This window comes from Plantactinospora sp. WMMB782 (genome assembly GCF_049179135.1).
In the GTDB taxonomy this organism is placed as follows: domain Bacteria; phylum Actinomycetota; class Actinomycetes; order Mycobacteriales; family Micromonosporaceae; genus Plantactinospora.
This window is the reverse complement of sequence record NZ_JBMHMC010000007.1, coordinates 2,056,723-2,081,747: the sequence shown is the minus strand read 5'-3', so window position 1 is coordinate 2,081,747 and position 25,025 is coordinate 2,056,723. Positions and strand designations below refer to the sequence as shown.

Here is a 25,025-nt window from a genome sequence, read left to right as displayed (position 1 = left end):
TTCTGTAAGTCCCCGGCGGCGGAGGTGGTTGTGCGCGACCCCTTGGCGGAACCTTCGGACCTGATCCGCAGCGTGTCGCGTGCCTTGCGCGTGCTCGAAGCTGTCGGACGGGCACCGAGGGGCCTGACCGTGAAACAGATTGCCCGGCGTTGCGAGTTGACTGTCGCCACCACCTACCACCTGGTGCGCACGCTCGCGTACGAGGGCTATGTGATCAGGCGCGAAGACGGCACGTACATCGTCGGTCTGGAGGTGGCGGACCGGTACCGCGAACTGGTCACCGCGTTCCGTGGACCACCGGCGGTCGGCGAGTCACTGCGCCGGGCCGCCTCGGACACCGGGTACAGCCACTACCTCGGCCGGTTCGTCGGCGGGCAGGTGGCGGTGACCGCCGTGGCCGAGGGGCCCCGGTCGCCGTACCTCGAAGACCTGGTGCCCGGCTTCGACGAGGGGGCGCACGCCACCGCGCTCGGCAAGGCGCTGCTGGCCACCCTCACCCCGGAGCAGCGGTTCCGCTACCTGCGCGAGTACGGCATGCGGCCGTTCACCTCGGCGACCCTGGTCGCCGCCGACGCGTTCGAGGCGGACCTGGCGGCCGGCGACCGGCGCGGGATGCACCTGGAACTTGGCCAGTTCCGGCACGGCGTGGCCTGCGCCGGGGTGCTCGTCACCCCGGACAAGGACATGGAACGCCGGGTGGTACTCGCCTGCGCGCTGCCGGCCGCCGAGATGATGACCTCGGCCCGGGTGGTCCGGGCAAAGCTGCTGGCGGTGGCCCGGACCGTCGCCGACGCCCTCGCCTCGGAAACCTGACCCGGCCCGGCCGACCCGCAAGCGGACGTGGTCTCCTGCTCCCCGAGACGGGGGAGCAGGAGACCACTGAGGAGGCGCTGCTCAGCTTCCGACGACGTCGCCGTCGAGCCGCCAGGTGACCACCACGCCCGGCTTGGCGAAGTCGCCGTCCGGCCAGTTCGACGCCGGGCTCTCCAGCGACGCCCCGCTGATCTCGCCCGGGTGCTGCACGGCGACGAAGACCGAGCGGTTGTCCGTGGTGATGAACGGCCCGCAGGTCTCCGCGCCGAGCGGCACGGTGAGGAACTGCTTCAGGTGCCCGCGTTCCGGCCCCTCGATCGCGGTGGCGAAGAGGCCGTCGTTGCCGCCCAGCGCGTTGCCGTCGGTCGAGATCCAGAGGTTGCCGGAGCCGTCGAACGCCACGTTGTCCGGGCAGGAGATCGGCGACACCTTCGTCTTGTCGTAGCCGGCGAAGTACGTCGACGCGTCGGCCGGGTCGCCGCAGACGATCGGTACCGACCAGGCGAAGCTCTCCGAGGTGTTGTCGTTGCGGTCCTCGACCAGCTCCAGCACGTGCCCGTGCTTGTTGTTGGCGCGCGGGTTCGCCTCGTCGGCGGCCGGGTTGGTCCCGACCCCCCGGTTGGTGTTGTTGGTGAGCGCCACGTACACCTTGCCGGTGAGCTGGCTCGGCTCGACGTCCTCCGGACGGTCCATCTTGGTCGCCCCGACCGCGTCACCGGCGAGCCGGGTGAAGGTGAGCACGTCGGCGGCGGTCATCCCGGGCACGTACGAGGTGTTGCCCCGGACCAGCCTGATCCACCTGCCCCGGCCGTTGAACGCGCCGTCGGCCGGCAGCTTGCCCGAGCCGTCGATCTCGCCCGCGCTCGTGTAGTCGAGCTTCGCCACGTAGAGGGTGCCGGACTCCAGCAGGGTGAGGTTGTGCTCCCGGGCGGTCCAGGAGTCGCCCTTCTTGAACTTCTTGTCCGAGACGAACTTGTAGAGGTAGTCGAACCGCTCGTCGTCGCCCATGTACGCCACCACCCGGCCGTCCCGGGCCACGATGACGTTCGCGCCCTCGTGCTTGAACCGGCCCAGCGCGGTGTGCTTGCGCGGCTTCGACTCCGGGTCGAACGGGTCCACCTCGACGACCCAGCCGAACCGGTGCGCCTCGTTCGGGTGCTTCGCCAGGTCGAACCGCTCGTCGGCCCGCTCCCACTTGCGGCTGTCCGAGGGGTAGCGGGCGGTGGTGCCGATGCCGTATCGGGCCAGCTTCGGCTTGAGCGCCTCCGGGGCGGCGTCGGCACCGACGAAGTACTGGTTGAAGTTCTCCTCGCCGGAGAGCACCGTGCCCCACGGGGTGACCCCGCCGGCGCAGTTGTTCAGGGTGCCGACCACGGTCCGGCCCTTCGGGTCGGCCGCCGTCCGCAGCCAGGCCGAGCCGGCCGCCGGGCCGGTGAACTCGAACCTCGTCGAGTGCGCGGTGATCCGCCGGTTGTACTTCAGCCCGCCCCTGCGGACCGGCTTCCACTCGCCGGTCCCGCCGACCCGCTCCAACTCCACCACCGAGAGCCCGTGCGCGGCCATCGCCGTCCGGATCTGCTCCACGCTCATCGCGTCGAAGGTGGTGAAGTTCGGGAACATCAGGTTCTCGTTGGTGTACTCGTGGTTCACCACCAGCAACGCCCGTTCGCCCTTACGGTCCAGCGGGAGTACCCCGACGAAGTCGTTGTTGTAGCCGAACTGCCGCGACTGCCGGGCGGCGGTCTGCCTGTGCACGTCCAGCTCGGGTGCGCCGGGGAGCACCGGGTCGCCCCAGCGGATCACCACCGAGTGGTCGTACCCGTTCGGCACCACAAGGGTGTCGAGCTTGTTCGGCGGGATCGGCTTGAAGGTCAGCGCCGCGTTGCCCGGCCGGCGGACCGGGGTGAAGCTGTCCACCTCGGGCAGCGTGCCGCCGGAGCCGTCCCGGGGCGCGGCCAGCGCCGGGGAGCCGGCGAGCGCGCCGGCCGCCGCACCACCGAAGCCGAGCACCAGGGCGCCGACCGCGCCGGCCCGGACGACACCGCGCCGGCTCACCTCGGCGGAGACGACGTCACCGAAGTACGGGTTGTCGGACTCGTTCGGCACCGGGTGCGCGCAGGCGTTTCCGCAACGGTATATGCAGGTCATGGCGTCACGCCCGCCGTGGCCCGTCGGGCCGAGCAGGGGGAGCAGCCGGGGTCGCTCGGTCATGGAGATGGTGCCTCCTCGCCAATGTCTTCGGATGCGCGCCCGTTACGCCTCGGGTAATGCGCAGAGGGCACGTGCCTGCCGGACGCTAGGAGTGCGCCGTGATCAGCGCCCGGCCCCCGGATGAACCACCGGTGAACAGCAGCGGGATGTGGCCCGGTTCCGGCCCGGCTGACCCGTCGGACCGACACCGGGCTGACCGGCAGGTCCACCTGCCCTGCCCGGTAGGCCGATGCCTGGCGGGGCCGAACCGTCCGCCCCTGCCCGGGCAGGCCGATGCCTGGCGGGGTCGAACCGTCAGCCCTGCCCGGTAGGCCGATGCCTGGCGGGGTTGAACCGTCCGCACCCGGCATGCGTGAATCCAGGACAGGCACGGGGCCGACGGGCGGGAGGCACCGGAGATCAGCGACCAGGACGACCAGGACGCCGAACTGCTGCGCGCCATGCACGACGAGCACGGTGACGCGCTGCTGGCACACGCCCTGCGGCTGGTCGGTGGTGACCGGCAGCGGGCCGAGGACCTGGTGCAGGAGACGCTGTTGCGGGCGTGGCGGCATCCGGCGGCACTCGACCCGAGCCTGGGGTCGGTACGCGGCTGGCTCTTCACCACCGCCCGCAACCTGGCCATCGACGCGTGGCGGCGGCGCAGCGCCCGGATCGGTGAGGTGGTCACCGACGAGCTGCCCGAGCCGCCGCAGGAGGTCGACGAGACGGACCGGGCGGTGGAGGCGTGGACGGTGGCGGAGGCGCTCAACCGGCTCTCCCCGCCGCACCGGGAGGTACTGGTGGAGTGTTTCTACCAGGGCCGGTCGGTGACCGAGGCGGCCGCCCGACTGGGCGTACCGCCGGGGACGGTGAAGTCGCGGACGCACTACGCCCTGCGGTCGCTGCGACTGGTGCTGGCGGAGATGGGGGTGACCGGGTGACGAACTGCGAATACGCCCACGACGACGGGGCGTACGTGCTCGGTGCCCTGTCGCCCGCCGAACGGGCCGGGTACGAGCGGCACCTGGCCGGCTGCCCGAGCTGCCGGGAGGCGGTCGCCGAGCTCGCCGTGCTGCCGGGACTGCTGGGCCGGCTGGACCCGGCCGGGTTGGAGCGGATCGCCGAGCCGTCGAGCCCGGGTGAACGGCTGCCGAAGCTGCTCGACGAGGCGCGGGCCCGCCAGCGGCGGGAGCGGCGGCGTGGCCGGCTCCGGACCGGCGTACTGGCCCTGGGTGCCGCCGCGCTCGCCGCCGTGCTCGGGTTCGGGGTCGCCGTGCCGGTGGTGGGTGGCGGGGACTCCGGCACCGGCGTCGAGGTGCGGATGGTCGCCATGCAGCCGGTACGCGGCAACGTGCCGGTGAGCGCCGAGATCGGCTTCGACGGTACGCGCTGGGGCACCCTGGTCACGATGCGCTGCCAGTACGCGAAGACCAGGGACTACACGAAGGCGTACACGTTCCGGCTGGTGGCGCACGGCCCGAACGGCGAGACGGAGCAGGTCGGCTCGTGGCTCGCCGCCCCCGGTGACGACGCGACCTTCACCGGAGTCACCCGGTTCACCCGCTCGGAGCTGATCCGGCTCGAACTCCTCCGTTACGACAACACCCCGCTGCTCGCCTACGACGTCCCGTAACCCCTGCGGGTTCGCCCGGAGCGGGCGCCGGGACCTTGGTCCCGAGAGCCGGGCGGGACCTTGGACCCGGCGGTTGAGGCGCTCGGACCCGGGTGCCCCGGCGCCCTGCGGAGCAGAGTCATGGGTGTCAGGACAAGGGACCGCACAAGGGTCGACCTCGGAGGCCACGATGACCACCCGCCACTCCACCCGCCCGATCTCGACGCTGGAGCGGGTCGACTCGCCCGGCGCGATGTTGAGCAAGACCGGCGCCAAGGCGCTCGCCGTACTGCGCATCTCGACCGGCTTCGTCTTCCTCTGGGCCTTCCTGGACAAGACGTTCGGCCTCGGCTACTCGACGCCCGGCGCCCGGGCCTGGATCAACGGCGGCTCGCCGACCGAGGGCTTCCTCTCGCACGTCTCGGTGGGACCGTTCGAGTCGGTGGCGCACACCATCGCCGGCACCTGGTGGGCGAACTGGCTGTTCATGCTCGGCCTGCTCGGGGTCGGCGTCGCACTGATCGCTGGCATCGGCCTGCGGATCGCCGCCGGGGCCGGCGCGCTGATGATGGTGCTGATGTGGTTCGCGGAGTTCCCGATCGCCCAGCACACCAGCACCGGTGAGCCGACCGGCTCCACCAACCCGTTCATGGACTACCACCTGATCTACGCGGCGGTGCTCGTGGTGCTCGCCGCGACGTACGCCGGGCACACCTGGGGGCTGGGGCGGGTCTGGGCGCGGCTGCCCTTGGTGCAGCGGCACCGGTGGACGATCTGACTGCTTCCTCACAGCGCCTCGCGGACCGTTTCCCCCCACGGTCCGCGAGGCCATTCGGTCCATGGTCGTCACGGCACCGCCAGCTCCGCGTCGCCTTGACAATCGAAAGTGATCGATTAGCGTTGGAGCTCGCGAGGCGAGCCGGAGACTCGGCGGCGACCGAACGCCTCCCGGTCCGCCGCGTTGCCGTGCGCCGATCCCCGGAGGAATCGCAGCCATCATGAGACTGACGAGCAGCGTTCTCGGTGTCACCGCGGCGGTAGCGACGCTGACCGCCGCCGCCCTGGGCGGCGTCGCCGTCACGGCCAGTTCGGCTGCACCGCCCGGCGGCGCCCTGCCGGCCGGCACCGCCGCGCCGACCGAGCCGCCGCCAACCGGGGGCGCTTGTGTCGTCCGCTACTCGGTCTACACCTGGGACACCGGTCTGACGAGCAGCATCACCATCACCAACACCGGCGCGACCGCGATCACCTCCTGGGTGCTGGAATTCCCGCTGCCCGCCGGACAGCACATCACCACCGGCTGGAACGCGGTGTATTCGCCGTCCAGCGGCAGGGTCACGGCCCGTGGCCTCGACGACCACGTCGTCATCGGGCCGGGCGCCGCGCTCGCCATCGGGTTCGTGGCGACCCACACCGGTGGCACCGACAGCCCGTCCTCGTTCACCCTCAACGGGACACCCTGCTCGCTCGGCTGACTCGCCGATCGCCTGGTCGATCTCCGTGCTCAGGTAGCGTCCGGCCGGCTCCAGCGAGCCGGACGCTACCGGATCACGGGTTGTCGGGGGCGGGGTTGGGGAGGTCGGTCAAGAAGGCGTGCCACGCGGTGGGGGTGCAGGTCAGGAGCGGGCCGGTCGGTGGGTGGCATGGCGGTCCTGCCGGGCGAGGCTGGTTGTCCAGACAGGACCCTTGTCGACACACGGAACGTGGTGTCACTCCCGGTCGAAGCTGCCGCCGGCAGAAACTCAGCGGTGACGCTCGACCCGTCCCTCGGTCCAGACCGGCTCGTCGGTCTCGACCACCCGGCCGTCGGCGCCGAAGAGCAGGTAGCGGTCGGTGTGTGCGGCGAACCAGCGGTCGTGGGTGACCGTCAGCACCGTACCCGCGAACCCCTCAAGGCCGCGTTGCAGCGCGTCGGCGCTGGCCAGGTCGAGGTTGTCCGTCGGCTCGTCCAGCAGCAGCAGGGTCGCCCCGGCCAGTTCGAGCAGCAGGATCTGCAACCGGGCCTGTTCGCCGCCGGAGAGGCTCTGGAACGGCTGGTCCCAGGCGGGCGCGATCTCGTAGCGGGCCAGCGCCGCCATCGCGTCGTTGCGGAGCAGGGCGTGGCCGGTCATCAGGATGTCGGCGGGGGTGCGGTCGTAGAGGTCGGGGCGGGTGTGGGTCTGGGCGAAGAGTCCGGGTACGACCCGGGCGCCGAGCCGCACCGAACCCCGGTGTGCCACCTGGTCGGTCCCGGCCAGCAGCCGGAGGAACTGCGACTTGCCGGAGCCGTTGGAGCCGAGCACGGCGACCCGTTCGCCGTACCAGACCTCCAGGTCGAAGGGGCGCATCAGACCTGACAGTTCGAGCTGCTGGCAGATCAGGGCCTGTTTGCCGGTACGACCTCCGCGCAGCCTGATCCGCACGTTCTGCTCCTTCGGCGGCCGGGTCGGCGGTCCGGCCGACTCGAACCGCTCCAGTCGGCTCCGCGCCGCCCGGTACGCCGAGGCGAGCGCGTCGTTGCGGGCGGCGCCCTGCCGCGCGGTGTGTACCAGGTGCCGGAGCCGGGCGTGCTCCTCCGCCCACCGTCGCCGCCGCTCGTCGAGCCGGTCGATCCGGTCCCGCCGGGCGGCCGGATAACTGGCGAAGCTGCCGCCGTGCACCCAGACCTGCCGGTCCTCGACGGTGACGATCCGGTCGGCCGCCTCGGCGAGCAGTTGCCGGTCGTGCGAGACCAGCAGCACGGTCTTGGTACTGGCCCGCAGTTGCCGCTCCAGCCACTGCTTGCCGGGTACGTCGAGGTAGTTGTCCGGCTCGTCGAGCAGCAGCAGCCGGTCGGGGCCACGGAGCAGGGCCTCCAGCACCAGCCGTTTCTGTTCCCCGCCGGAGAGCGTGTTGACGTCCCGCCCGGCGGCCCGCGCGTACGGCAGCCCCAGCGCCTCGGTCGTCACCGCGTCCCAGACCACTTCGAGGTCGTAGCCGCCGGCCTCGACGTACTCGGTGACGGCGTGCGCGTAGCGGAGCTGGGTCGGCTCGTCGTCGCGTTCCCGCAACGCGCGTTCGGCCGCCGTCAGCTCGGCGGCGGCGGCGCGGATCCGGTCGGGGGCGACCGATAGCAGCAGGTCGGCGACACTGCGGTGGTCGCGGATCGTGCCGATGAACTGGCGCATCACGCCGAGTCCGCCGGAGGTGGCGATCTCCCCGGCGGTCGGGGTGAGGTCTCCGGCGACCAGCCTGAGCAGCGTGGTCTTGCCGGCGCCGTTCGGGCCGACGAGGGCGGCGGTGACGGCGTCGGCGACCCGGAACGAGACGTCGTCGAGCAGCGGGCGCCCGTCCGGGAGTCGGTATCGCAGGTTCCTGACCTCGATGTGTGCCACGACTGCCTCCGATCGACGGGCCGACTAGACCGACGTTCTAGAGTCTAGAACAATGTTCTAGAGCTGGAACATCGGACTAGACTTGTCGGCATGACAGGTGTCTGGCTACGACCTCCGCGCTCACCGGGCCGCAGCGGCCCGCCGCTGCACCGGGACCGGATCGTCGCGGCAGCGGTCGAGCTGCTCGACCGCGACGGCGTCGCCGGGCTCACCATGCGCCGGCTGGCCGAGCGGCTGGGCGCCGGCTCGACCACGCTCTACTGGCACGTGACGAACAAGGACGACGTACTCGACCTGGCGCTGGACCAGATCTTCGGCGAGGTGGAGGTTCCGGAGCCGTCGACCACGGCCGGGGACTGGCGGGGGGACGTCGAGGCGCTGCTGTTCGGCTGGCGGGCGGCGATGCTCCGGCACCCGTGGTCGGCGGCGCTGATCGGCCGCCCGCTGCTCGGGCCGAACGTGCTGACCCGGACCGAGTTTCTCCAGTCCACACTGAGCCGGGCCGGGCTGGTCGAGCCGGACCTGAGCGCGGCGACGCACGCGCTGGCCAACTACGTCATCGGGGCCGCCGTCACGCTCTCGTCCTGGCAGCGGGTGGCCGATCCCGAGTCGCGGCAGGCCGCCCGGGAGCACCTCGCAACCCGACGGGACCGCTATCCGACCCTGGTCGAGACCGGGCACCTGGACGACCGGGACGAGGACCAGACCTTCCGGCGCGGGCTGACGTACCTGCTCGACGGCCTGCCCGCCGACTAGCCTGCCTGGCCCGACAGCCTGGCCGCGACCAAACCGCCGACCGGCCGGCCCGCCTGCCTGCCGGTCAGCGGCCGTGACAGGTCAGCGGCCGTGACGGGTCAGCGGCCGTGACGGGTCAGCTGCGGCGGAGCTTCTGGCGGAGCCGGGCGGTGACCCGGCCGGGGGTGACCGGCACGACGGAGATCATCAGTCGGCCGGACTCGTCCCGGGTCGGGGTGAGCAGATAGAGCCGGGCACCCCGGCGGCGCAGCAGCGGCACCGCCCGGTCCAGCCGTGGCGCCCGCAGCGCCGCCGCGCCACCGGCGCCGGCCGCGCTGTTCGCGCCGAGCGCCCGGTCGGGGTCGAAGGGCCCGATCTGGGCCGAGACGATCCGGCGCCGGCCGGTCGCGATGGCGGCGGCGAGCAGGTCGGCGGCGCGGAACCTGATCCGTACGCTGCTTCCGGCGTCGCCCCGGGCCAGCAGCACGGTCTCGGCCGGGACCTCCTCGGCGCTGACGGTCAGCGGGTCGGCACCGGCACCGGCCAGGTCCGGCAGCGGCGAGTACGCGGTGATCGTCAGTACCCGCTCGCCCCGCTCGTCGTCCTCCCAGCCGAACCCGGTGGCGTCGAGTTTGGCCGGCCACTCCGGCACCGCCGTCACCTCGAAACAGGAGTCCGGCAGCCCCCGCGCCGGGTCCCGGAACCCCGGGTACGCCGCATACCGCCGCCCACCCTCGACCACCGTCGCCGGCACGCCCACCTCGGCGTCCTGCCGGATCACCGCGAGCAGGTCGTCCAGGCTGCCGTCCCGGGTCAGCGCCAACCTGATCCGGGTCTCCGCGCCCAACTGGTCGGCGATCTCCTCGGTCAGGTATTCCGCCACCAGCCGCCCGATCCCGTCGTGCACCGCCTGCTGGCCGGCCCGGTCGAGCCGGAGCAGGTCGTCCTCGACGAGCTTGGCGACCTCGTGGTCGAACCGGCGCACCATGATCGCGTCCCGGCGCTTGCCCGGCTCGATCAGCTCGGCCACGTACGCCAGGTTCGCCTCGACGGTACGCAGCCGGTCCAGGTGCCGGCTCAGATAGGTGATGTTCGTGGCGCTGAACCGGCGTACGGCGTAGTAGAACTCGTAGTCGGCAAGCACCGAGATGCGCCGGGCCCGATAGCACGCCTCCAGGGTGAACGGCAGGTCGCTGGCGATCGGCATCTCCTCGCGGTACCGGATGCCGTGCCGGTCGAGCAACTCCCGGCGGAACAGCTTGGTGTTGGCCAGCGAGCGGGGCAGCGGCGAGTCGAAGAGGTCGACGTCGACCGCGTTGCGGGCGAAGATGTCCTGGTAGATGTGCCGGCTGTTCACCCCGACCACCTTGCCGAGCACCACGTCGGACTCCCAGGCGTCGGCGGCGGCGACCAGCCGCTCCAGCGCCTCCGGGCCGAGGTGGTCGTCGGCGCCGACGAAGAAGACGTACCGGCCGGTGGCGGCGTCCAGGCCCCGGTTGCACGGGCCGGCCGGGCCGCCCGAGTTCGGCTGGTGGAGCACGGTGAAGGTGCCGGGGTGCCGGGCGGCGTACCGGTCCAGCTCGGCACCGCTGCGGTCGGTCGAGCCGTCGTCCACCGCGACGACCTGCATCCGGGACAGTCCGATGGTCTGCCGGACCAGTGAGTCCAGGCACCGGGTCAGATAGGGCATGGTGTTGTAGACCGGCACCACCACGCTGACGTCCGGTGCGTTCATCGGGCGTCGCCCTCCATTTCCCGCCGGTTCACCGACCCGATTCCTCGAATTCACCTGTTCGACTCCCCGGGCCTTCTCCGAATCGCCGGAAGTGTACGTCAACAACCAGCCGAGCTTGCATGTCGTCGTCGTCCATTTCGTGTTCACCGGATTCGCCGACGCCCCGTCGAGCCGGCCGGGACATCCTGCGGTCGGCTGCCGACCGGCCAATGTACGCGCATTCTCCGCCTCGAATTAACCCGCGCATCCGCACCCGGCAAATAGTGTTCACGTCCGGTATCGCCCCGGCATTGGATCCCCCGACGAGTTAGCGGGTCAACATGTCATCCACCCCCCACGTCAGCGTCGTGATCCCCACCCGTGGCCGGCCGGACCTGGTTACCCGCGCGGTCCGCAGCGTACTGGCGCAGACCGTGACCGATCTCGAGGTCGTGGTGGTGGTCGACGGCCCGGACGGCGCCACCCGGGACGCGCTCGCCGCGATCGGTGACGACCGGCTCCGGGTGCTGGTGCTGCCCGAGTCGGGCGGGGCGCCGAACGCCCGCAACGCCGGAGTCGGCGTCGCCCGGGCCCGCTGGACCGCCCTGCTGGACGACGACGACGAGTGGCTGCCGACCAAGCTCGCCGTCCAGTTGGAGCTGGCCGGCAGCGCCCGGGTGGCGATGCCGATCGTGGCCTGCCGGCTGCACAACCGGACGCCCCGGGCCGAGTTCGTGATGCCGCGCCGGCTGCCGGCGCCCGGCGAGCCGCTGACCGAGTACCTCACCCTGCGGCGGGGGCTGTTCCACGGCGACGGGTTCATCCAGACCTCGACCATCCTGGCCCCGACCGAGCTGTTCCGCCGGGTGCCGTTCACCGTCGGCCTGCGTCGGCTCCAGGAACTCGACTGGACGTTCCGGGCGCTCGACCACGCCGACGTGGACCTGGTCTACGCCGCCGAGCCGCTGGTGATCTGGCACCAGGACGAGGACCGGCCCCGGATCACCTTCGACACGGTCTGGGAGGAGCAGCTCGACTGGCTCCGGCGGAGCCGGCCGCTGCTGACCCGCCGGGCGTACGCTGCGTTGACGATGAGCGTGATCAGCTCGATGGCGGCACCGACCCGGAGCGCGGCGGCGTTCGGCACCCTGCTGCGGGAGGCACGCCGGCACGGCCGGCCGGGCATCTTCGACTATCTGGCGTTCGCCCAGATCTGGCTGATCCCGCCGCAGCTGCGTCGTAGCCTCCGTGACCGGATCCTGCGCAAGCCCGGCCGTGCCGCCGCCCGGCCGACCGGCCGCGCGGGCCGGCGGCTTCCGGGTGACGCCGGGCGGCCCAGCGAGATCGGCGCGTGACCACCCCGATGCCGCCCGGTGGTGCCGACCCGGCGCCGACCGTGGTCATCTGGCGTAGCGGCCTGCTCGCCGGCTCCGAGACGTTCGTCCGCAACCAGGGTCTCGCACTGCCCCGCTGGCAGCCGAGGTTCCTCGGCGCCACCCGGGTCGACTCGCCGCTGGCCGCCGAGACCGACATGATCGCCTATCCGGACGGCGGGCGGGACCGGCAGGCGTTCCTGCGACTCCGGCTGACCGGCGAGTCGCCGAGGTTGCGGCGGCTGCTGGCCGGGCTGCGACCGTCGGTGGTGCACGCACACTTCGGCAACGACGGCTGGCTGATCAGCCGGACGGCCGAACAGCTCGGTGTGCCGCTGGTGGTGACCGTGCACGGCTACGACGTGACGCGGCAGCCGCACGCACCGGGGCTGCGCGGCGTCCGTTACCGGCGCAACCTGCGTCAGGTCTTCGACCGGGCCGCGCTGGTCCTGGCCGTCTCCGGCTTCATCCGGGACCGGGCGATCGCGGCCGGCGCGGACCCGGGCAGGGTGCGGGTGCACCACACCGGGGTACCCGTTCCGGCCGAGGTGCCGGACGTGCCGAAGCGCTGGGACGTGGCCTTCGTCGGCCGGTTCGTCGAGAAGAAGGGCGTCGACGACCTGGTCGAGGCGCTCGGCGCCCTGGCCGACCGGCGGCCGAGGGTACTGCTGATCGGCTCCGGGCCGCTGGAGTGGCCGATCCGGGAACGGGCCGCCGCCCTGGGACTGGATGCGACATTCCTGGGCGCGCAGGAGCCGTCGGCGGTCGCCCGCCACCTGGCCGAGTCGAGAATCTTCGTCTCGCCGTCGAAGACCGCCGCCGACGGTGACGCCGAGGGCCTGCCGACGACGATCCTGGAGGCGGCCAGCCTGGGCCTGCCGACGGTCTCGACCTACCACAGTGGAATTCCGGAGGCGGTGCTGCCCGGCCGGACCGGCCTGCTCGGCCCGGAGGGCGACCGGGCGGTCCTGGCCGGCAACATCCGGCAGCTCCTCGTCGACGACGGGCTGCGTACCCGGCTCGGCAGCGCGGCCCGCCGGCACGTCGCCGAACACTTCGACCTGCACCGGCAGACCCGGCTGCTCGAACAGCTCTACGAGTCGGTCGCCGCCGGCCGTCCCGTCCAGCCGCCGGACCGGACCCGTTTGCCGGCGTAACTCCCTGATCGGGCGGCGGGTCAGCGGGCGGCGGTGGCGGCGGCCGGCTCGGGGGTGGCGGAGAGCAGCGCGGCCCGGGACCGCCGGACGTTGCGGATCGCGTCCACCGTGAAGACCACCAGGGCCAGCCAGACCAGCCCGAAGCCGGCCAGCCGGGCCGGTGGCATCGGCTCGTGGAACAGGAGTACGCCGAAAGCCAGCTGGAGGATCGGCGCCAGGTACTGCAACATGCCGAGTGCGGTGAGCGGAAGCCGGTTCGCGGCCCCGGCGAACATCAGCAGCGGGATGGCGGTGGCGGCGCCGGCCAGCATCAGCAGGACGGTGTGCCCGGCCGAGACCTGCCCGAAGCTCGACTCGGCGCGCCAGCTGAGCCAGCCCAGGTAGCCGAGAGCCGGCAGGGTCAGTGCCGCCGACTCGATGAACATCCCCTCGGCGGCGGGCAACCCGAGCCGCTTCTTCACCAGGCTGTACCCGCCGAAGCTCGCCGCCAGGGTCAGCGCGATGTACGGCAGCCGCCCGTAGTCGACGGTGAGTACGCCGACGGCGACACCGCCGATGCCGAGCGCCGCCCACTGGGCCGTCCGCAGCCGTTCCCGCAGCACGGTGACCCCGAGCAGCACCACGACGAGCGGGTTGATGAAGTAGCCCAGCGCGGTCTCGACGACCCGTTCCGAGTTGACGCCGTAGATGTAGGCGCCCCAGTTGACCGCGATCAGCGTGGCGGCGAGCCCGATTCCGGCGAGCTTGCCCGGACGGTGCCGCAGTTCGCGGAGGAAGCCCCAGTTGCGCAGCACCGCGAGCAGGAGTGCGACGAAGACCACCGACCAGACCACCCGGTGGGCCAGGATCTCGATCGGCCCGGCCGGCTTGAGCAGCCGGATGTAGAGCGGAAAGAACCCCCACAGGGTGTACGCACCCAGCCCGTAGAGATATCCGCGCCGCACCTGGTTCATGAGCCCAGCGTAAGGGGCTTAACCGGCTCAGACTCCTTTCCGGTGAGCGGCGTCACCGGGCCGGGCGGCGTCACCGGGCCGGGCGGGGTCAGGGGATCGGGCTGCGGCGCCGGGGCGGCGGAAGCCTGGCGCAACCTGAGTTCCATCCACTGCGACGGGTCGGCCAGCGGAGTGAAGCCGACCTCGGCGTACACGCCGTGCGCGTCCCAGGTGGCGAGCAGGATCCGGCGTACGCCCAGGCGGTCGAGATCCTCCCGGACGGTACGCACGATCCAGCGGGCCAGCCCGATGCCCCGGGCGGCCGGGTCGACGTAGACGTCGCAGAGATAGCCGAAGGTCGCCCCGTCGGTCACCAGCCGGGCGAACGCCGCCTGCCGGCCGCTGTCCGGGGCGTACACGGCGTAGACGGTCGAGCCTTCGATGGCCCGGAGCAGTGTCTCCCGGGGCTGGCCGATTGCCCAGTAGGCGTCGGTGGAGAGCCAGTGGTGCACCCGGTCGACGTCCACCCGCCGGGGGTCGGTGCAGAGTTCGTACCCGTCGTCCCGTCTCAAGGTCAGCACGGCACGACGCTATCCCCGGCCGACCTTGCCGACCCGAGCCAATTCCCGACCAGTGGTCGGCCCCGACCGGACCACCCCGGCCGGGGCACTGGGGCACCAGCCGGGGCGCGGGCGGTCCAGCCGCGGTCGTGAGCAGGTCGGACAGTTCAGTCGCGGTCCATCACCAGGCCGAGCAGCCAGGTGACCAGGCTCACGAAGAGCGCGCCGAGCACCGCGGCCGGCCAGAAGCCGTCCACCTCGAAGGGCAGGCCGAGCCCACCGGCGATGGCACCGGTGAGCATGAAGAGCAGCGCGTTCACCACCAGCGCGATCAGGCCGAGGGTGAGCAGGTAGAGCCCGCAGCCGAGCGTCTTGATGATCGGTTGGAGCACGCCGTTGACCACCCCGAAGATGACCGCCACCAGGAGCAGCGTGCCCACCGCCCCGCCGACCGAGTCGGTGTCCAGGGAGATCCCCGGGATGATCAGCGTGGCGAGCCAGAAGGCCAGGGCGGTGCCGGCGAGCCGGACGAGAAGTCCCTTCAGAAAACCCATGCCCGCAGATGGTGCCAGGTGATCCCGCGTCAGCCCAGATCAAACGGCTACCGGATCCCGGCCGCGCCGGTCCGGCCCCACCCACCCGTCCGGCCTCCGCCGGTCAGCGGGCCGGTGGGCCGATCAGCTGGGCCTCGATCGGGGTGGCCGAGAGCAGCGCCCAGCGCAGCACCCGACGGTTGATCACCCCGACCATGTCGGCCCGGATCCGGGTCAGCCAGTCCGCCGAGTCGCCCAGCCCGAGCGCCAGCCCGGCCAGTTGCGCCTCGTGCGGCCGGAGCGGCTGCAACACCACCAGGTCGGCCCGGGAGACCGCGTCCACGTCGACCGGGGCCAGCTCGTCGCGTACGACCAGGCTGGTCTGCCAGCCCGGTCCGGGCTGGGAGTCGGCGGCCACCGGGCCGACGTCGACCACCACCAGCAGCGGGTGCAGCTGGGTGCCGGGCGGGCCGCCTACCGGCCGTCCCGGCGGGATCATCGCGATCGGCGAGCCGGGCCCGCTGGCGCCCCGGACGAACGGCTCCCAGGCGCGCGGTCGGGCGGTCTGCACCACGATCCGGGCGCCGAGCGCCATCGCCCGCAGCGCGACGAGTTGCGCGGCACGTACCCCGCCGATCAGCACCACCCGGGTGGTCTCGGCCCGGAACAGCCGGGCGACCACCGCCGCGCCGTGCCGGTTGGCGCCGAGCATCAGCCCGGCCAGGCCGATCGGCAGGTCGAGCGAGTCCACAGAGGAGGCCGGCAGTGTGGTGGCCGGCGCCGGGGCGGTCGGGCCGGCGCCCAGCACGCCGAGCGGCAGGGTGGCGGCCACCCCGTCGAGCTGCTCGCCGTCCAGCCGGCGGGCGACCGCGTGCTCGGCGGAGAGCAGCCGGCGCAGCGCCTGCACGGCGGTGCCGAGTGCCTGCGGGGTGGGCGCGGCCAGCCGTACCGTGACGTCCACCCGGATGTTGTCGGTGCCGCCGCCCGCCCACGGCCCGGCGCTCACCGAGACCGTGGTGGCGGTCGCCGGCAGCGCCAGCAGCCGGGGCACGAAGCGGCGCCCGGCCTCGGCGCGCAGGTCCGGCCAGCGACGCAGCCGGAAGGTGGTCTGCAGCAGCCCGCCGACGCTGACGCCCTGCCAGTTCTCCCGGGCCGGTTGCGCGCCGTCGTGGTGCACCGTCTCCGCGAGTACGCCGAGCGCGGCGCGTTCGCCGAGTACCCGGGTCGGCACCGGGGCGAGCCGGCGGCGGACCTTGCGTACCGCGCTGGATAGTGCCCGGCGCAGGTCCTCGTCGGACCAGCCGTCGGCGCGCAGCACCCGGACGGCGAGCAGGGCCCGCTCGTGCCCGAGCAGCCGCCCGTCGGTGAGCTGCCGGTACGACGTCGCCGGGGTGCCGCCGCCCGCGGCCAGTGTCGGTGCCGGGGCACCGGTGAGCACCAGTTGCACCCGCATCGGCGGGGTCTCGGCGCTGGCCGCCGGCAGCAGCCCGGCCGGGGAGAGCAGCGACTGCGGGGCGTCGGCGAGCATGCCGACCTGGTCGCCGAGCTCTAGAACGGCGGTCAGGCCGTAGGCGTCGCTGACCATGCAGGCGGCGTCACCGGCCAGGTCGACCGGCAGCACCACGGCACCGGGGTTGACCATGTCCAGCAGGGCCTCCGGCGGTGCGGCCTGCGGCAGGGTGCGCTGCCGGGACGAGTAGCGCATCCCGATGCTGATCCACTCGAACAGCCAGCGCCGACGCAGCCGGATCCAGGTCAGCAGCACCAGGGCGAGGGCGAGCAGCGCGGCCCCGACGAGCAGCAGTGGGCCCTGGCCGGCGGCGGCCAGCACCACTGCCAGCGCCACCTGCAACGCCACCACCTGCCCCGCCCGTACCCCGAACAGGCCGGACCGGGTCGGTGTGGAGGATGCCGGCAGTGGCGCCGGTGGCGACCGGTCGATCCGGCTGCCCGGGGTGCCGGTGGGCCGGGTCCGGTTGTCTGCCGCAGTTACCGTCACCGCGATAGCCTCCCCTGGATGGGCGTCGGCCGTGGGCCCGCCCCCCGCGATTCACTCAGGGGCCTATCGTATGGGCCGGACCAACCGGAGAGGGGGCCCGCATGCCGTCGCGGCAGGACCAGTTGCATTCCTACCAGTTCATGGTCCAGCGGGTGGTGGGCGCGCTGGTGATGCGGGAGACCGATCCCGCGCAGTCCCCGTTCCGCCGGGCGGCCGGCGCGACCCTGGCCAGTCTGCTGATCGCGCTGATCGGCATCGGCGGCTCGGTGGTCTACGGCGTCTTCGTCGGCGGCGGTGCGACGAAGTGGAAGGACTCCTCGGTCGTCATCGTCGAGAAGGAGTCCGGCGCCCAGTACGTCTACGTCGACAACACCCTGCACCCGGTGCTCAACTACACCTCCGCGCTGCTCATCGTCGGCCAGGTGCCGAAGACGGTGTCGGTGTCGCGCAAGTCGCTGGAGGGCCAGCCGCGCGGCGTGACGCTCGGCATCCGCGACCTGCCGGAGTCGCTCGCCCCACAAAACCGGCTGGTCACCGGTGACTGGACGATCTGCTCCCAGCCGCGCGCCGGTGGCGGCGGCGCACAGCCACAGTCGACACTGCTGATCGGCAGGACCGCGCCCGGTGGCCGGGAGCTGGGCGACGAGGGTCTGCTGGCCGAGCACCCCAACGGGGACCTCTACCTCATCTGGCACAACCGCCGGCACCTGATCGAAAATCCGGAACTGGTGATCAGCGCGCTCACCTGGGGCAGCCAGCGGCGGGTGCCGGTGGCTCCGGCCCTGCTCAACGCGCTGCCCGCCGGGACGAACCTGGGCGAGATCCGGATCCCGGACGCGGGCGAGCCGTCCGAGGCGGTGGAGGGTGCGAAGATCGGCGAGGTCTTCCTGGTCGAGCGGCAGGGCGGCGGCGGCCAGTACGCGGTCGCCAAGCGCGACGGCCTCTACAACATCACCGAGGTGCAGGCCAACATCCTGCTGACCAGGGACGTCGTGGAGCAGGGCGACGAGACCAAGCTCACCCAGGGCCAGTACGGCGCGATGCCGAAGAAGGGCGACCTGGTGCCCGGCAACGACGCGGCGGCACCGGCCGAGACCCCCGAGATGGCTTCCGCGGAGGGTGGCGTGGTCTGCGGCGACGTGCCGGACGACCGTGGGGTGCAGGACATCCGGGTCGGCGCCGACATGTCCGGGATCGCCGCCCCGCCGGCCACCTCCGCCCAGTCGCCCCGGGGCGGGACGCTCGCCGACCAGGTGGTGCTGGAACCCGGGCGCGGAGTGGTGGTCGAGGCCGCCGCCGCGCCGGGTGCGACCGGCGGTGCCATCTCGGTCGTCACCGACCAGGGACGGCGGCATCCGGTCACCAACGGCGAGGTGCTGAACAACCTCGGCTACGGCGCCGTCAAGCGGGTACGGATGCCGAGCATCCTGGTCACGTTGATCCCCGAGGGGCCGGCACTGGACCCGGAGAAGGCCCGTGACCGGGCCGGCGTGCAATAGGGCGAGCGGCGCGACGCCATGGTGCGTCACAATGTCGGTGACCGTCGGTAGCCGCAGGTCTGGTTCGTCGTGGTACGGGTCTGTCCACAGAGTGGCCGGCAGGGGTATCCAAGCCTTGCCTCGGCCCGCTACCGTCGGCTACGGAAGTAATTGCCGAACTGTGCCGTGGCCCGACCGGGACGCGGACAAGAGCCGGGGAGTCCACAGTGGGCCTCTCCGGTTGACGACGAGCTAAGGGAGCGGGGTGACTTCGGGGGTGTCCCAGACGCAGGCAGAAGCCGCGGTGATGGAACAGACCGCCACGAAGTTCGAGTCGGTCGACCAGTCGCTGCAGAGCATGCTGAGCGGCCTCATGGGCCAGCTCGAGGTGTTGCAGAGCGCGTGGCGCGGTGCTGGTGGCCGCTCCTTCGAGCAGGTCAAGCAGCAGTGGGCGCAGAACCAGGAGCAGATCCACCGTGCGCTGCGCGAGACCGCAACTGCGATCCGTACCTCCGGCCAGCAGTACGACGCCTCCGACACCGAGGCGTCGAGCCGGATGAACGCCACCAACGCCGGCGGCATGACGCTGCCGCTCTGATTCGACTGGGGAGGGAAGATCCGATGAGTGACGGCCTTCTTGTCGTCAATTTCGCCGCGTTGCAGCAGGCCAGCGCGGACATCCAGAAGGCGCTGAACACGCTCGACTCGCAGCTCGACCAGCTGGAGTCGGACGCGGCGCCGCTCGTCAACACCTGGGAGGGTGAGGCGCAGCAGGCGTACTACCAGCGCCAGACGAAGTGGCGCCAGGGTGCGCAGGACATGTCCAACATGCTGCGTGACATCAAGATGGCGCTGGACGAGTCCGCCTCGGACTACCTCAGCACCGAGAAGAAGAACACCGGGCTGTTCCAGTAAGCCCCGACGCACGACCCAGACTGCCCCGGGCTGCCGCGTGATCCGTACGCGCCACACCCGGGGCATCTGCTTGCCCGGCCTCGGCACCGGCGCGGTGCAGCTTCGCGGAGCCTCGGCGACGGTGGTAGGGGCGGGGATGCCCGCCGGGGAACCGTCGGCGGTGGTAGGGGCGGGGATGCCCCGCCGGGGAACCGTCGGCGGCGTGCCGAGGAAGCGCCGGCAGTGGGCCGAGGGAACCGCCGGCAGCGTGCCGGGGAGGTCGGTCAGGACTGTGACGTCGGACCGGCGGGACGCCAGCCGCGGCGCATGCCCCGGGGAAGCACCACGGCGAGCAGCAGGGCCACCAGCGCCACGGTGCCGGCGAGACCGGCCACCCAGAGCGCCCGCTCCTGGGCGACCGAACGCCGCTGCGCCTGTGCCACCTCCGCCGGGTCGACCTGGTGCGGCGGCAACCCGGCGGCCTCGGGGCGCCGGGCCGGCGCCGCCGTGTCGGTGACCGCCCGGTACGGGTTGAGCAGCCCGGCTCCGTACGCGTTCCGGTCCGAGCCGGGCACCGGGTCGGCGGCGGCGATCAGGCGCTGCGCCACCTGCCGCGCGTCCAGCTCGGGGTGGTACTGCCGGATCAGTGCCGCGGTGGCGGTCACGAACGGGGTCGCGTAACTGGTGCCGTTGTCCAGCACGTGTCCCCGCTCCGGCGCGGCGACCACCACACCGCCGCCCGGGGCGACCAGGTCGACGTAGTCGCCGCGCTGGGAGAACTGCGAGACGGCACCGTCCTCACCGACCGAGCCCACCCCGATCACCCCGTCGTACGAGGTCGGGTACGGCCGGGGGTTCTTGTCCTGGTTGAGGTTGCCGGCGGCGGCGACGATCACGACGTCCTTCCGCACGGCGTACTCGACCGCCGCCCTGAGTGCCGGGTTGTCGGAGTAGTACACGACGGAGAGGTTGATCACGTCCGCCCCGTTGTCGACCGCCCAGCGGATCGACTGGGCAAATGTCCCGACGGTGACGCTGTCGCCCGATTCCTGGCCCTCGATGACTTTTTGCTCGCTCACCCGGATCGGAAGGATCTTGACGTCGGGTGCGAGGCCCCGGAACGGGATCCCCTCCCGGGGGGCGGCCGCGATGATGCTGGCCACCCCGGTGCCGTGCCGGGCGCAGTCACGCTTGCCGTTCTTGTCCGAGCCGAGGAAGTCACGGCCGGACAGCACCCGTCCCCGCATCTGCGGGTGGGTGTCGTCGACACCCGAGTCGATCACCGCCACCGTCACGCCGGCTCCGGTGGCGAGCGGCGCCAGCCGCTCCGGGGCGTACCGCTGTTGCGCCCACGGCAGCGTGGTGATGGGCTGGGCGGGTGGGGTGTTGTCGTCGCAGCCGGGCAGCGCCTGCTGGGCGACCGGCGGGCCGAGTGGCGCCGCGACGGCCGGACCGGCGGCGGTCGGCGGGGCCATCAGCACCGTGACGGCGGCCGCCAACGTGAGTCGTATCCTCCGGCCAGGCATCGGTCGCCTCCGAAATCCGTTCGGTCCGCCATCGGGTGCGGATCGCCTCGGTTCGGACCCGCGCACCGGATGCTATCGGGGGATCGTCGTCGTCGGCATCCACCGCCAGCCAACCATTGTCATCCGGTTCCCACCTTGTAGGTTGTACGCGATGCTTGTGGCCTGTTCGGCGAGAGGGAGGTGGCCGTGACCGAATGGGAGCCGGCCACCGAGACCGAGGCCGCGATGCGGGACGCACTCCGCGCGGGCGACCAGGAACTCTATTTCCGCATTCTCGCCCGCACCGATCTGCTGCTGCCGGTCTCCGCGGAGGCGCTGGCCGGCCGCGCGCCGATGGGTTGGGGCACCTGGACCACCGGCGGACGCACTCACGTACTCGCATTCACGTCCACCGCCGCCCTGCGCGCGTGTCTCGCCGAGAACGCCGGATCGACCCGCCGGTCGGCCTATTCCGAACTGGCCACCGGCTGGCCGAACCCGGAGTGGTGGCTCGCGGTGAATCCGGGCCTGCCGATCGAGGGTTACCTGCCCGCCTGGTTCGTCTCCCAACTCTCCCGGGGCGACGTACGGCTACCCGGCCGCAGCATGGGCGCCCGCGCCCGGCTGGAGCAGGTCGAGCGGGCCGCCCGGGCCCGGGCGACGGCCGCCGTGCCGCGCCGCCCGCCCGACGGGCCACCGAGAGCGGAGCCGGAGGTGGCCGGCCCGTTCCGCGTGGTGGAGCCGGACGGGCCGCCGTTCCGACCGACCGACCCGGCACGGAATCCGGTCGAGGTGTTCCAGCCGGTGGATTCGGCGGCCGGATACCCTTCGCCGTTCTCCGAGCGGCCACGGGAGACCGTGGAGATGGCCCGGGGGATCATCGAACTGCCGGGGGAGACCGTCGACCTGTCGCGGGAGGCCGTACGGCTGTCCCAGCCGATCGAGGGCTCGGTCGGACCGGCTCCGGCGGCACCGCCGAGCAGTGATCCGGCACCGTTCCGGCCCTCCCCGGCACCGTCTCCGGTCCCGCCGTCCGGCACTCAGCCCACTCCCGCCACCGTGCCGGTGATCGCCCCGACGTCGGCCGGGAGCGGATCGGGCGGAGACTTCGGTAGTCAGATCTCGGCGGACACCTCGGCGGGCTGGATGACACCGGCGAGCGCGATCCGACCCACCTCGTCCGGCGCCGCGAACGGCAGCTCAGCCGGCTCGGATGCACCGGTCGGCTCGGGTGCACCGAGCGGTTCGGGGGCGCCGGTCGGCCCCGCGTCGCCGGTGTCCGGCTCGGCGGCCGGGGGCGCGCCGGGGACTGCACAGCCGGAAAGCGCGCCCGGAGCTGTGTCGCCGAGCGGTGTGCCGGTCGGGCAGTCACCCGGAAACGCGTCGGACGCCCCGTCGCCGGTCGCCCCGTCGTCGGTCGCCCCGTCGTCGGTCGCTGCGCCCGGAAACGGGTCGGTCGGGCCGTCGCCGCTCGTTGCGCCCGGGAACCGGTCGCCGGGAAGTACCTCGGTCGAGGCGCCGCCGGCCTGGAACCGGCCCACCGACCCGGAGGCCGACCGGGTCATCGGGCCGGTGCAGGGCCAGACGCTGGAGGAGCGGCCGGTCGTCGGCCAGGCGTCGCCGTCGGGGCTTCCGGCACCGGAAGCCTGGACGCCCCCGCCCCCGCCGGTCGAGCGGTCCGAGCCGTCGCTGTTCACCCCTACCGCCCGCCGCCCGGCCGACGAGCCAGGATCCGCCGACTTCGGGTCTGCCGCGGTCGAGTCCGCCGACTTCGGGTCTGCCCACTTCGAGTCCGCCGACTTCGGGTCTGCCCGCCTCGGACCGGTGGCGGCCGGACCCGCGGAGGCCGGTCCCACCGAGCCGATCCCCACCGAGCCGATCCCCGCCGGTCCGGATCTCGGCCACGCCGGTCCGGATCTCGGCCACGCCGGTCCGGATCTCGGTCGGTCGTTTCCCGGCGGGTCGGCCGGGCCGGAGTCCTCGGCGGCGGACTCGCCGCCCATCGAGAGGCTCGACGCCGCGCGGGCGGCTCCGAGCCGGCGGTTCGGCAGCGGCCCGTCCGTCAGCGAGCGATTCTCCGCCGGGCGGTCGGCGCGGGGGCAGGCCCCCACCGGTCCGTCCAGCGCTGCGGGTCCGTCCAGCAGCACCGGTCCGTCGCTGAGCGGGTCGTTCGCGGCCGATCCCGGGGCCACCCAGCGGTTCACCCTCGGCCCCGAGGTCACCGAGCGGTTCACCGCCGATCCGTCCAGCGGTGGAGAGTTCGCCGCCAGCCCTCAGGTGACCCAGCAGTTCGACAGCGGCGCCCGGTTCGCCGACCGGTTCGGCAGCGGCCCGTCGCTTGCCGGACAGGTCAGCCAGGCAGCGGGGCCCGCCGAAGTGGTTCCGGCCGGGCCGGCCGACAACCGGTCGCCCGACGCCGGCCGGGATACGGCACCGTCCGTCGGCACCGAGCCGCGGCATCCTGTCGGCGCCCAATCGCGGCACCCGCTCGGGACCGAATCGCCGCAGCCCGTTGGTACTGAGCCGCCGCAGCCCGTTGGTACTGAGCCGCCGCAGCCCGTTGGTACTGAGCCGCCGCAGCCCGTTGGTACTGAGCCGCCGCAGCCCGTTGGTACTGAGCCGCCGCAGCCCGTTGGTACTGAATCGCCGCGGCCCGTTGGTACTGAGCCGCCATCCACCGGGGCCGAGTCACCGCTCGCTGTCGGCACCGAGTCGGCGCGGCTCGGCAGCGCCGGCCCCGGCGCGGCCGAGAGTGTCCAGCGGCAGGCCGGCACCGACCCGTTTCCCGCCCGACGGCTTCCGTCGGATTTCACACCCGCCAACGAGGTCGAGCGGAGCCTGCTCGACGCGGCCGGTGACGGCAGTACCGACACGTTCCTCTCCACCCTGCTGCTCGCCCGGGTGCTGCTGCCGGTGGCGTACAACTCGGCGTCGGGGAGCCGGCCCGGCGAGGAGGGCTTCGAGTGGCGTACCGAGTTGCTGGACGGCGAGCGCTACGTCGTGGTGTTCACCTCGCCGGAGCGACTCGGTGACCACCTGCCCGAGACCATCGACACGATCGAGGTCAAGTTCGCCCAGCTGATCCGGCGGTGGCCGGACGAGAACTACTCGTTCGCGGTCAACCCGGGCACGCCGGTCGGGGCGAAACTGCCGGGTGGGCAGATCGTCGCGCTGGCGAACTGGGCCGCCGAGGTGGGTCTCGGAGACGACACCGGCGAGCCGGCGGCACAGGACCAGGCCGAGGAGGAGGCGCCCCGGTCGACGTACGCGCCGGATCGGGAGGACCCGGGTCGGCCGACGATGATGCAGAAGACCATCGCGCCGAGCCAGCTCTCCTACTATCTCGACCGTGGCTACGACCGGGTCTCCGGATTCGTGCACCGGGCCTCCGAGGTCGCGCACCTGCGTACCCCGGCGAAGCTCTACGCCGCGCTCGGCCTCAACCACCCCGGTTCGCCCTTCGAGCGGGACGCCGGAGAAATCTACGTGCTCCGCTGGCCGGCGTACCGGCCCAGCCTCTACCGGATCCCCTACGGCGGGCAGAACGAGGCTGCCATGCGGGCGATGGAGGGCTGGGTGATCGAGCGCCCCCCGTTCCGGGGCAACGGGTTCGCACCGGGTGAGAGCAGCGACGTGGTGGCCGAGTTCAAAGTGGACAGTGTGCGACTGCCGCACGGCGCGCAGTTGCACCGGATCGGGGCCGACGGCAGCGAGCGGCTGATGGCGACGCTGGACTGTGACGTACCCGTCTGGCGCCGGGCCGAGGAGGACTGATGCGCGACGGTTACGTCGCCCAGTGGCGCGGCCGGGAATACGATGCCAGCCCGGCCGGCGACGAGGTACGGCTCTACCAGGCCGAACCGGGCGAGGGCTTCGAGGAGGTCCGTCCCGGGCGGTACGTCCGGGTGGTGGCCGCGGCCGAGGTCGGCGAACTGGTCTACGTCCGGACCAGGTGCTCCTGGCAGGGCCAGCCGTTCATCGTGCTCGCCCAGCACGACAACTGGCTGCGGGTGGAGTACACCGGCGGGCGTTGGCCGGTCGCCGAGGCGATGGGGCTGGAGGCGTTCGACTTCGGGGTCTACCAGGGCTGGGCGCCGGCCGCCGAGGTCACCGACCTGCGCGAGAACCGCGCCTGAGCCCGATCCACCCGGCACACACCGCCCCAGGAGAGCCC

The 25,025-nt window shown here is 72.6% G+C and carries 21 protein-coding genes; 13 read left to right on the top strand and 8 right to left on the bottom strand.

Annotation, left to right across the window (positions count from 1 at the left end; all coding sequences use genetic code 11):
* Positions 1 to 30: 30 nt before the first annotated feature.
* On the top strand, positions 31 to 813 hold the full coding sequence (locus ACN28A_RS11555; protein ID WP_421394889.1) for an IclR family transcriptional regulator: 783 nt from the start codon (positions 31 to 33) through the stop codon (positions 811 to 813).
* Positions 814 to 894: 81 nt separating this feature from the next.
* Here ACN28A_RS11555 and ACN28A_RS11550 read toward each other — a convergent pair whose 3' ends face one another.
* The gene (locus tag ACN28A_RS11550; protein WP_421394887.1) at positions 895 to 3,024 is read right to left on the bottom strand and encodes a PhoX family protein; all 2,130 of its coding nucleotides are present in this window, start codon (positions 3,022 to 3,024) and stop codon (positions 895 to 897) included.
* Between the two features lie 428 nt (positions 3,025 to 3,452).
* Here ACN28A_RS11550 and ACN28A_RS11545 point away from each other — a divergent pair, with 428 nt between their 5' ends.
* From ACN28A_RS11545 to ACN28A_RS11530, 4 genes are all read left to right on the top strand, one after another.
* Complete coding sequence (locus ACN28A_RS11545; RefSeq protein ID WP_421404306.1) at positions 3,453 to 3,947, top strand: sigma-70 family RNA polymerase sigma factor; 495 nt, start codon at positions 3,453 to 3,455, stop codon at positions 3,945 to 3,947.
* On the top strand, positions 3,944 to 4,639 hold the full coding sequence (locus ACN28A_RS11540) for an anti-sigma factor family protein (protein ID WP_421394885.1): 696 nt from the start codon (positions 3,944 to 3,946) through the stop codon (positions 4,637 to 4,639). Before ACN28A_RS11545 ends, ACN28A_RS11540 begins: the two co-directional genes overlap by 4 nt.
* A 169-nt stretch (positions 4,640 to 4,808) precedes the next feature.
* Entirely contained in the window at positions 4,809 to 5,396 is a 588-nt protein-coding gene (locus ACN28A_RS11535) for a DoxX family protein (protein WP_421394884.1), read from the top strand.
* 220 nt (positions 5,397 to 5,616) lie between these two features.
* Positions 5,617 to 6,093, top strand: a complete 477-nt coding sequence (locus ACN28A_RS11530; protein WP_421394883.1) for a cellulose binding domain-containing protein — start codon at positions 5,617 to 5,619, stop codon at positions 6,091 to 6,093.
* 267 nt (positions 6,094 to 6,360) lie between these two features.
* Here ACN28A_RS11530 and ACN28A_RS11525 read toward each other — a convergent pair whose 3' ends face one another.
* Entirely contained in the window at positions 6,361 to 7,971 is a 1,611-nt protein-coding gene (locus ACN28A_RS11525) for an ABC-F family ATP-binding cassette domain-containing protein (protein WP_421394881.1), read from the bottom strand.
* 90 nt (positions 7,972 to 8,061) lie between these two features.
* On the opposite strand from ACN28A_RS11525, the gene ACN28A_RS11520 reads away from it, so the two are divergent.
* Positions 8,062 to 8,727, top strand: a complete 666-nt coding sequence (locus ACN28A_RS11520; protein WP_421394879.1) for a TetR/AcrR family transcriptional regulator — start codon at positions 8,062 to 8,064, stop codon at positions 8,725 to 8,727.
* Positions 8,728 to 8,842: 115 nt separating this feature from the next.
* Here the strand turns inward: ACN28A_RS11520 and ACN28A_RS11515 are convergent, their stop codons facing one another.
* Positions 8,843 to 10,441: a glycosyltransferase family 2 protein gene (locus ACN28A_RS11515; protein WP_421394876.1), complete on the bottom strand. Its 1,599-nt coding sequence runs from the start codon at positions 10,439 to 10,441 to the stop codon at positions 8,843 to 8,845.
* A 320-nt stretch (positions 10,442 to 10,761) separates the two neighbouring features.
* On the opposite strand from ACN28A_RS11515, the gene ACN28A_RS11510 reads away from it, so the two are divergent.
* Complete coding sequence (locus ACN28A_RS11510; protein WP_421394873.1) at positions 10,762 to 11,775, top strand: glycosyltransferase family 2 protein; 1,014 nt, start codon at positions 10,762 to 10,764, stop codon at positions 11,773 to 11,775.
* Entirely contained in the window at positions 11,772 to 12,950 is a 1,179-nt protein-coding gene (locus tag ACN28A_RS11505; RefSeq protein WP_421394871.1) for a glycosyltransferase, read from the top strand. Before ACN28A_RS11510 ends, ACN28A_RS11505 begins: the two co-directional genes overlap by 4 nt.
* 20 nt (positions 12,951 to 12,970) lie before the next feature.
* Here ACN28A_RS11505 and rarD read toward each other — a convergent pair whose 3' ends face one another.
* The 4 genes from rarD to eccE all read right to left on the bottom strand — a co-directional run bounded on the left by rarD (position 12,971) and on the right by eccE (position 16,974).
* The gene (gene rarD, locus ACN28A_RS11500; protein ID WP_421394869.1) at positions 12,971 to 13,903 is read right to left on the bottom strand and encodes an EamA family transporter RarD; all 933 of its coding nucleotides are present in this window, start codon (positions 13,901 to 13,903) and stop codon (positions 12,971 to 12,973) included.
* Entirely contained in the window at positions 13,900 to 14,463 is a 564-nt protein-coding gene (locus ACN28A_RS11495; protein WP_421394866.1) for a GNAT family N-acetyltransferase, read from the bottom strand. Before ACN28A_RS11495 ends, rarD begins: the two co-directional genes overlap by 4 nt.
* A gap of 146 nt (positions 14,464 to 14,609) precedes the next feature.
* A complete protein-coding gene (locus ACN28A_RS11490) occupies positions 14,610 to 14,996 on the bottom strand; it encodes a phage holin family protein (protein ID WP_421394865.1) in 387 nt (128 codons plus the stop codon).
* A 103-nt stretch (positions 14,997 to 15,099) separates the two neighbouring features.
* Positions 15,100 to 16,974: a type VII secretion protein EccE gene (gene eccE, locus ACN28A_RS11485; protein WP_421394863.1), complete on the bottom strand. Its 1,875-nt coding sequence runs from the start codon at positions 16,972 to 16,974 to the stop codon at positions 15,100 to 15,102.
* Between the two features lie 101 nt (positions 16,975 to 17,075).
* Here eccE and eccB point away from each other — a divergent pair, with 101 nt between their 5' ends.
* From eccB to ACN28A_RS11470, 3 genes are all read left to right on the top strand, one after another.
* Positions 17,076 to 18,473, top strand: coding sequence for a type VII secretion protein EccB (gene eccB / locus ACN28A_RS11480; RefSeq protein WP_421394862.1), 1,398 nt, complete (start codon positions 17,076 to 17,078; stop codon positions 18,471 to 18,473).
* A 256-nt stretch (positions 18,474 to 18,729) separates the two neighbouring features.
* Positions 18,730 to 19,050 carry a WXG100 family type VII secretion target gene (locus ACN28A_RS11475; RefSeq protein WP_278064755.1) on the top strand — a complete coding sequence of 107 codons (321 nt, stop codon included), beginning with the start codon at positions 18,730 to 18,732 and terminating at the stop codon, positions 19,048 to 19,050.
* A gap of 23 nt (positions 19,051 to 19,073) precedes the next feature.
* Entirely contained in the window at positions 19,074 to 19,367 is a 294-nt protein-coding gene (locus tag ACN28A_RS11470) for a WXG100 family type VII secretion target (protein WP_421394859.1), read from the top strand.
* Positions 19,368 to 19,630: 263 nt separating this feature from the next.
* Here the strand turns inward: ACN28A_RS11470 and mycP are convergent, their stop codons facing one another.
* Entirely contained in the window at positions 19,631 to 20,872 is a 1,242-nt protein-coding gene (gene mycP, locus ACN28A_RS11465) for a type VII secretion-associated serine protease mycosin (RefSeq protein ID WP_421394858.1), read from the bottom strand.
* A 186-nt stretch (positions 20,873 to 21,058) separates the two neighbouring features.
* Between mycP and ACN28A_RS11460 the strand changes: the two genes are divergently transcribed.
* Entirely contained in the window at positions 21,059 to 24,625 is a 3,567-nt protein-coding gene (locus tag ACN28A_RS11460; protein ID WP_421394857.1) for an SseB family protein, read from the top strand.
* On the top strand, positions 24,622 to 24,987 hold the full coding sequence (locus ACN28A_RS11455) for a hypothetical protein (RefSeq protein ID WP_278066414.1): 366 nt from the start codon (positions 24,622 to 24,624) through the stop codon (positions 24,985 to 24,987). Before ACN28A_RS11460 ends, ACN28A_RS11455 begins: the two co-directional genes overlap by 4 nt.
* The last annotated feature ends 38 nt before the right edge of the window (positions 24,988 to 25,025 follow it).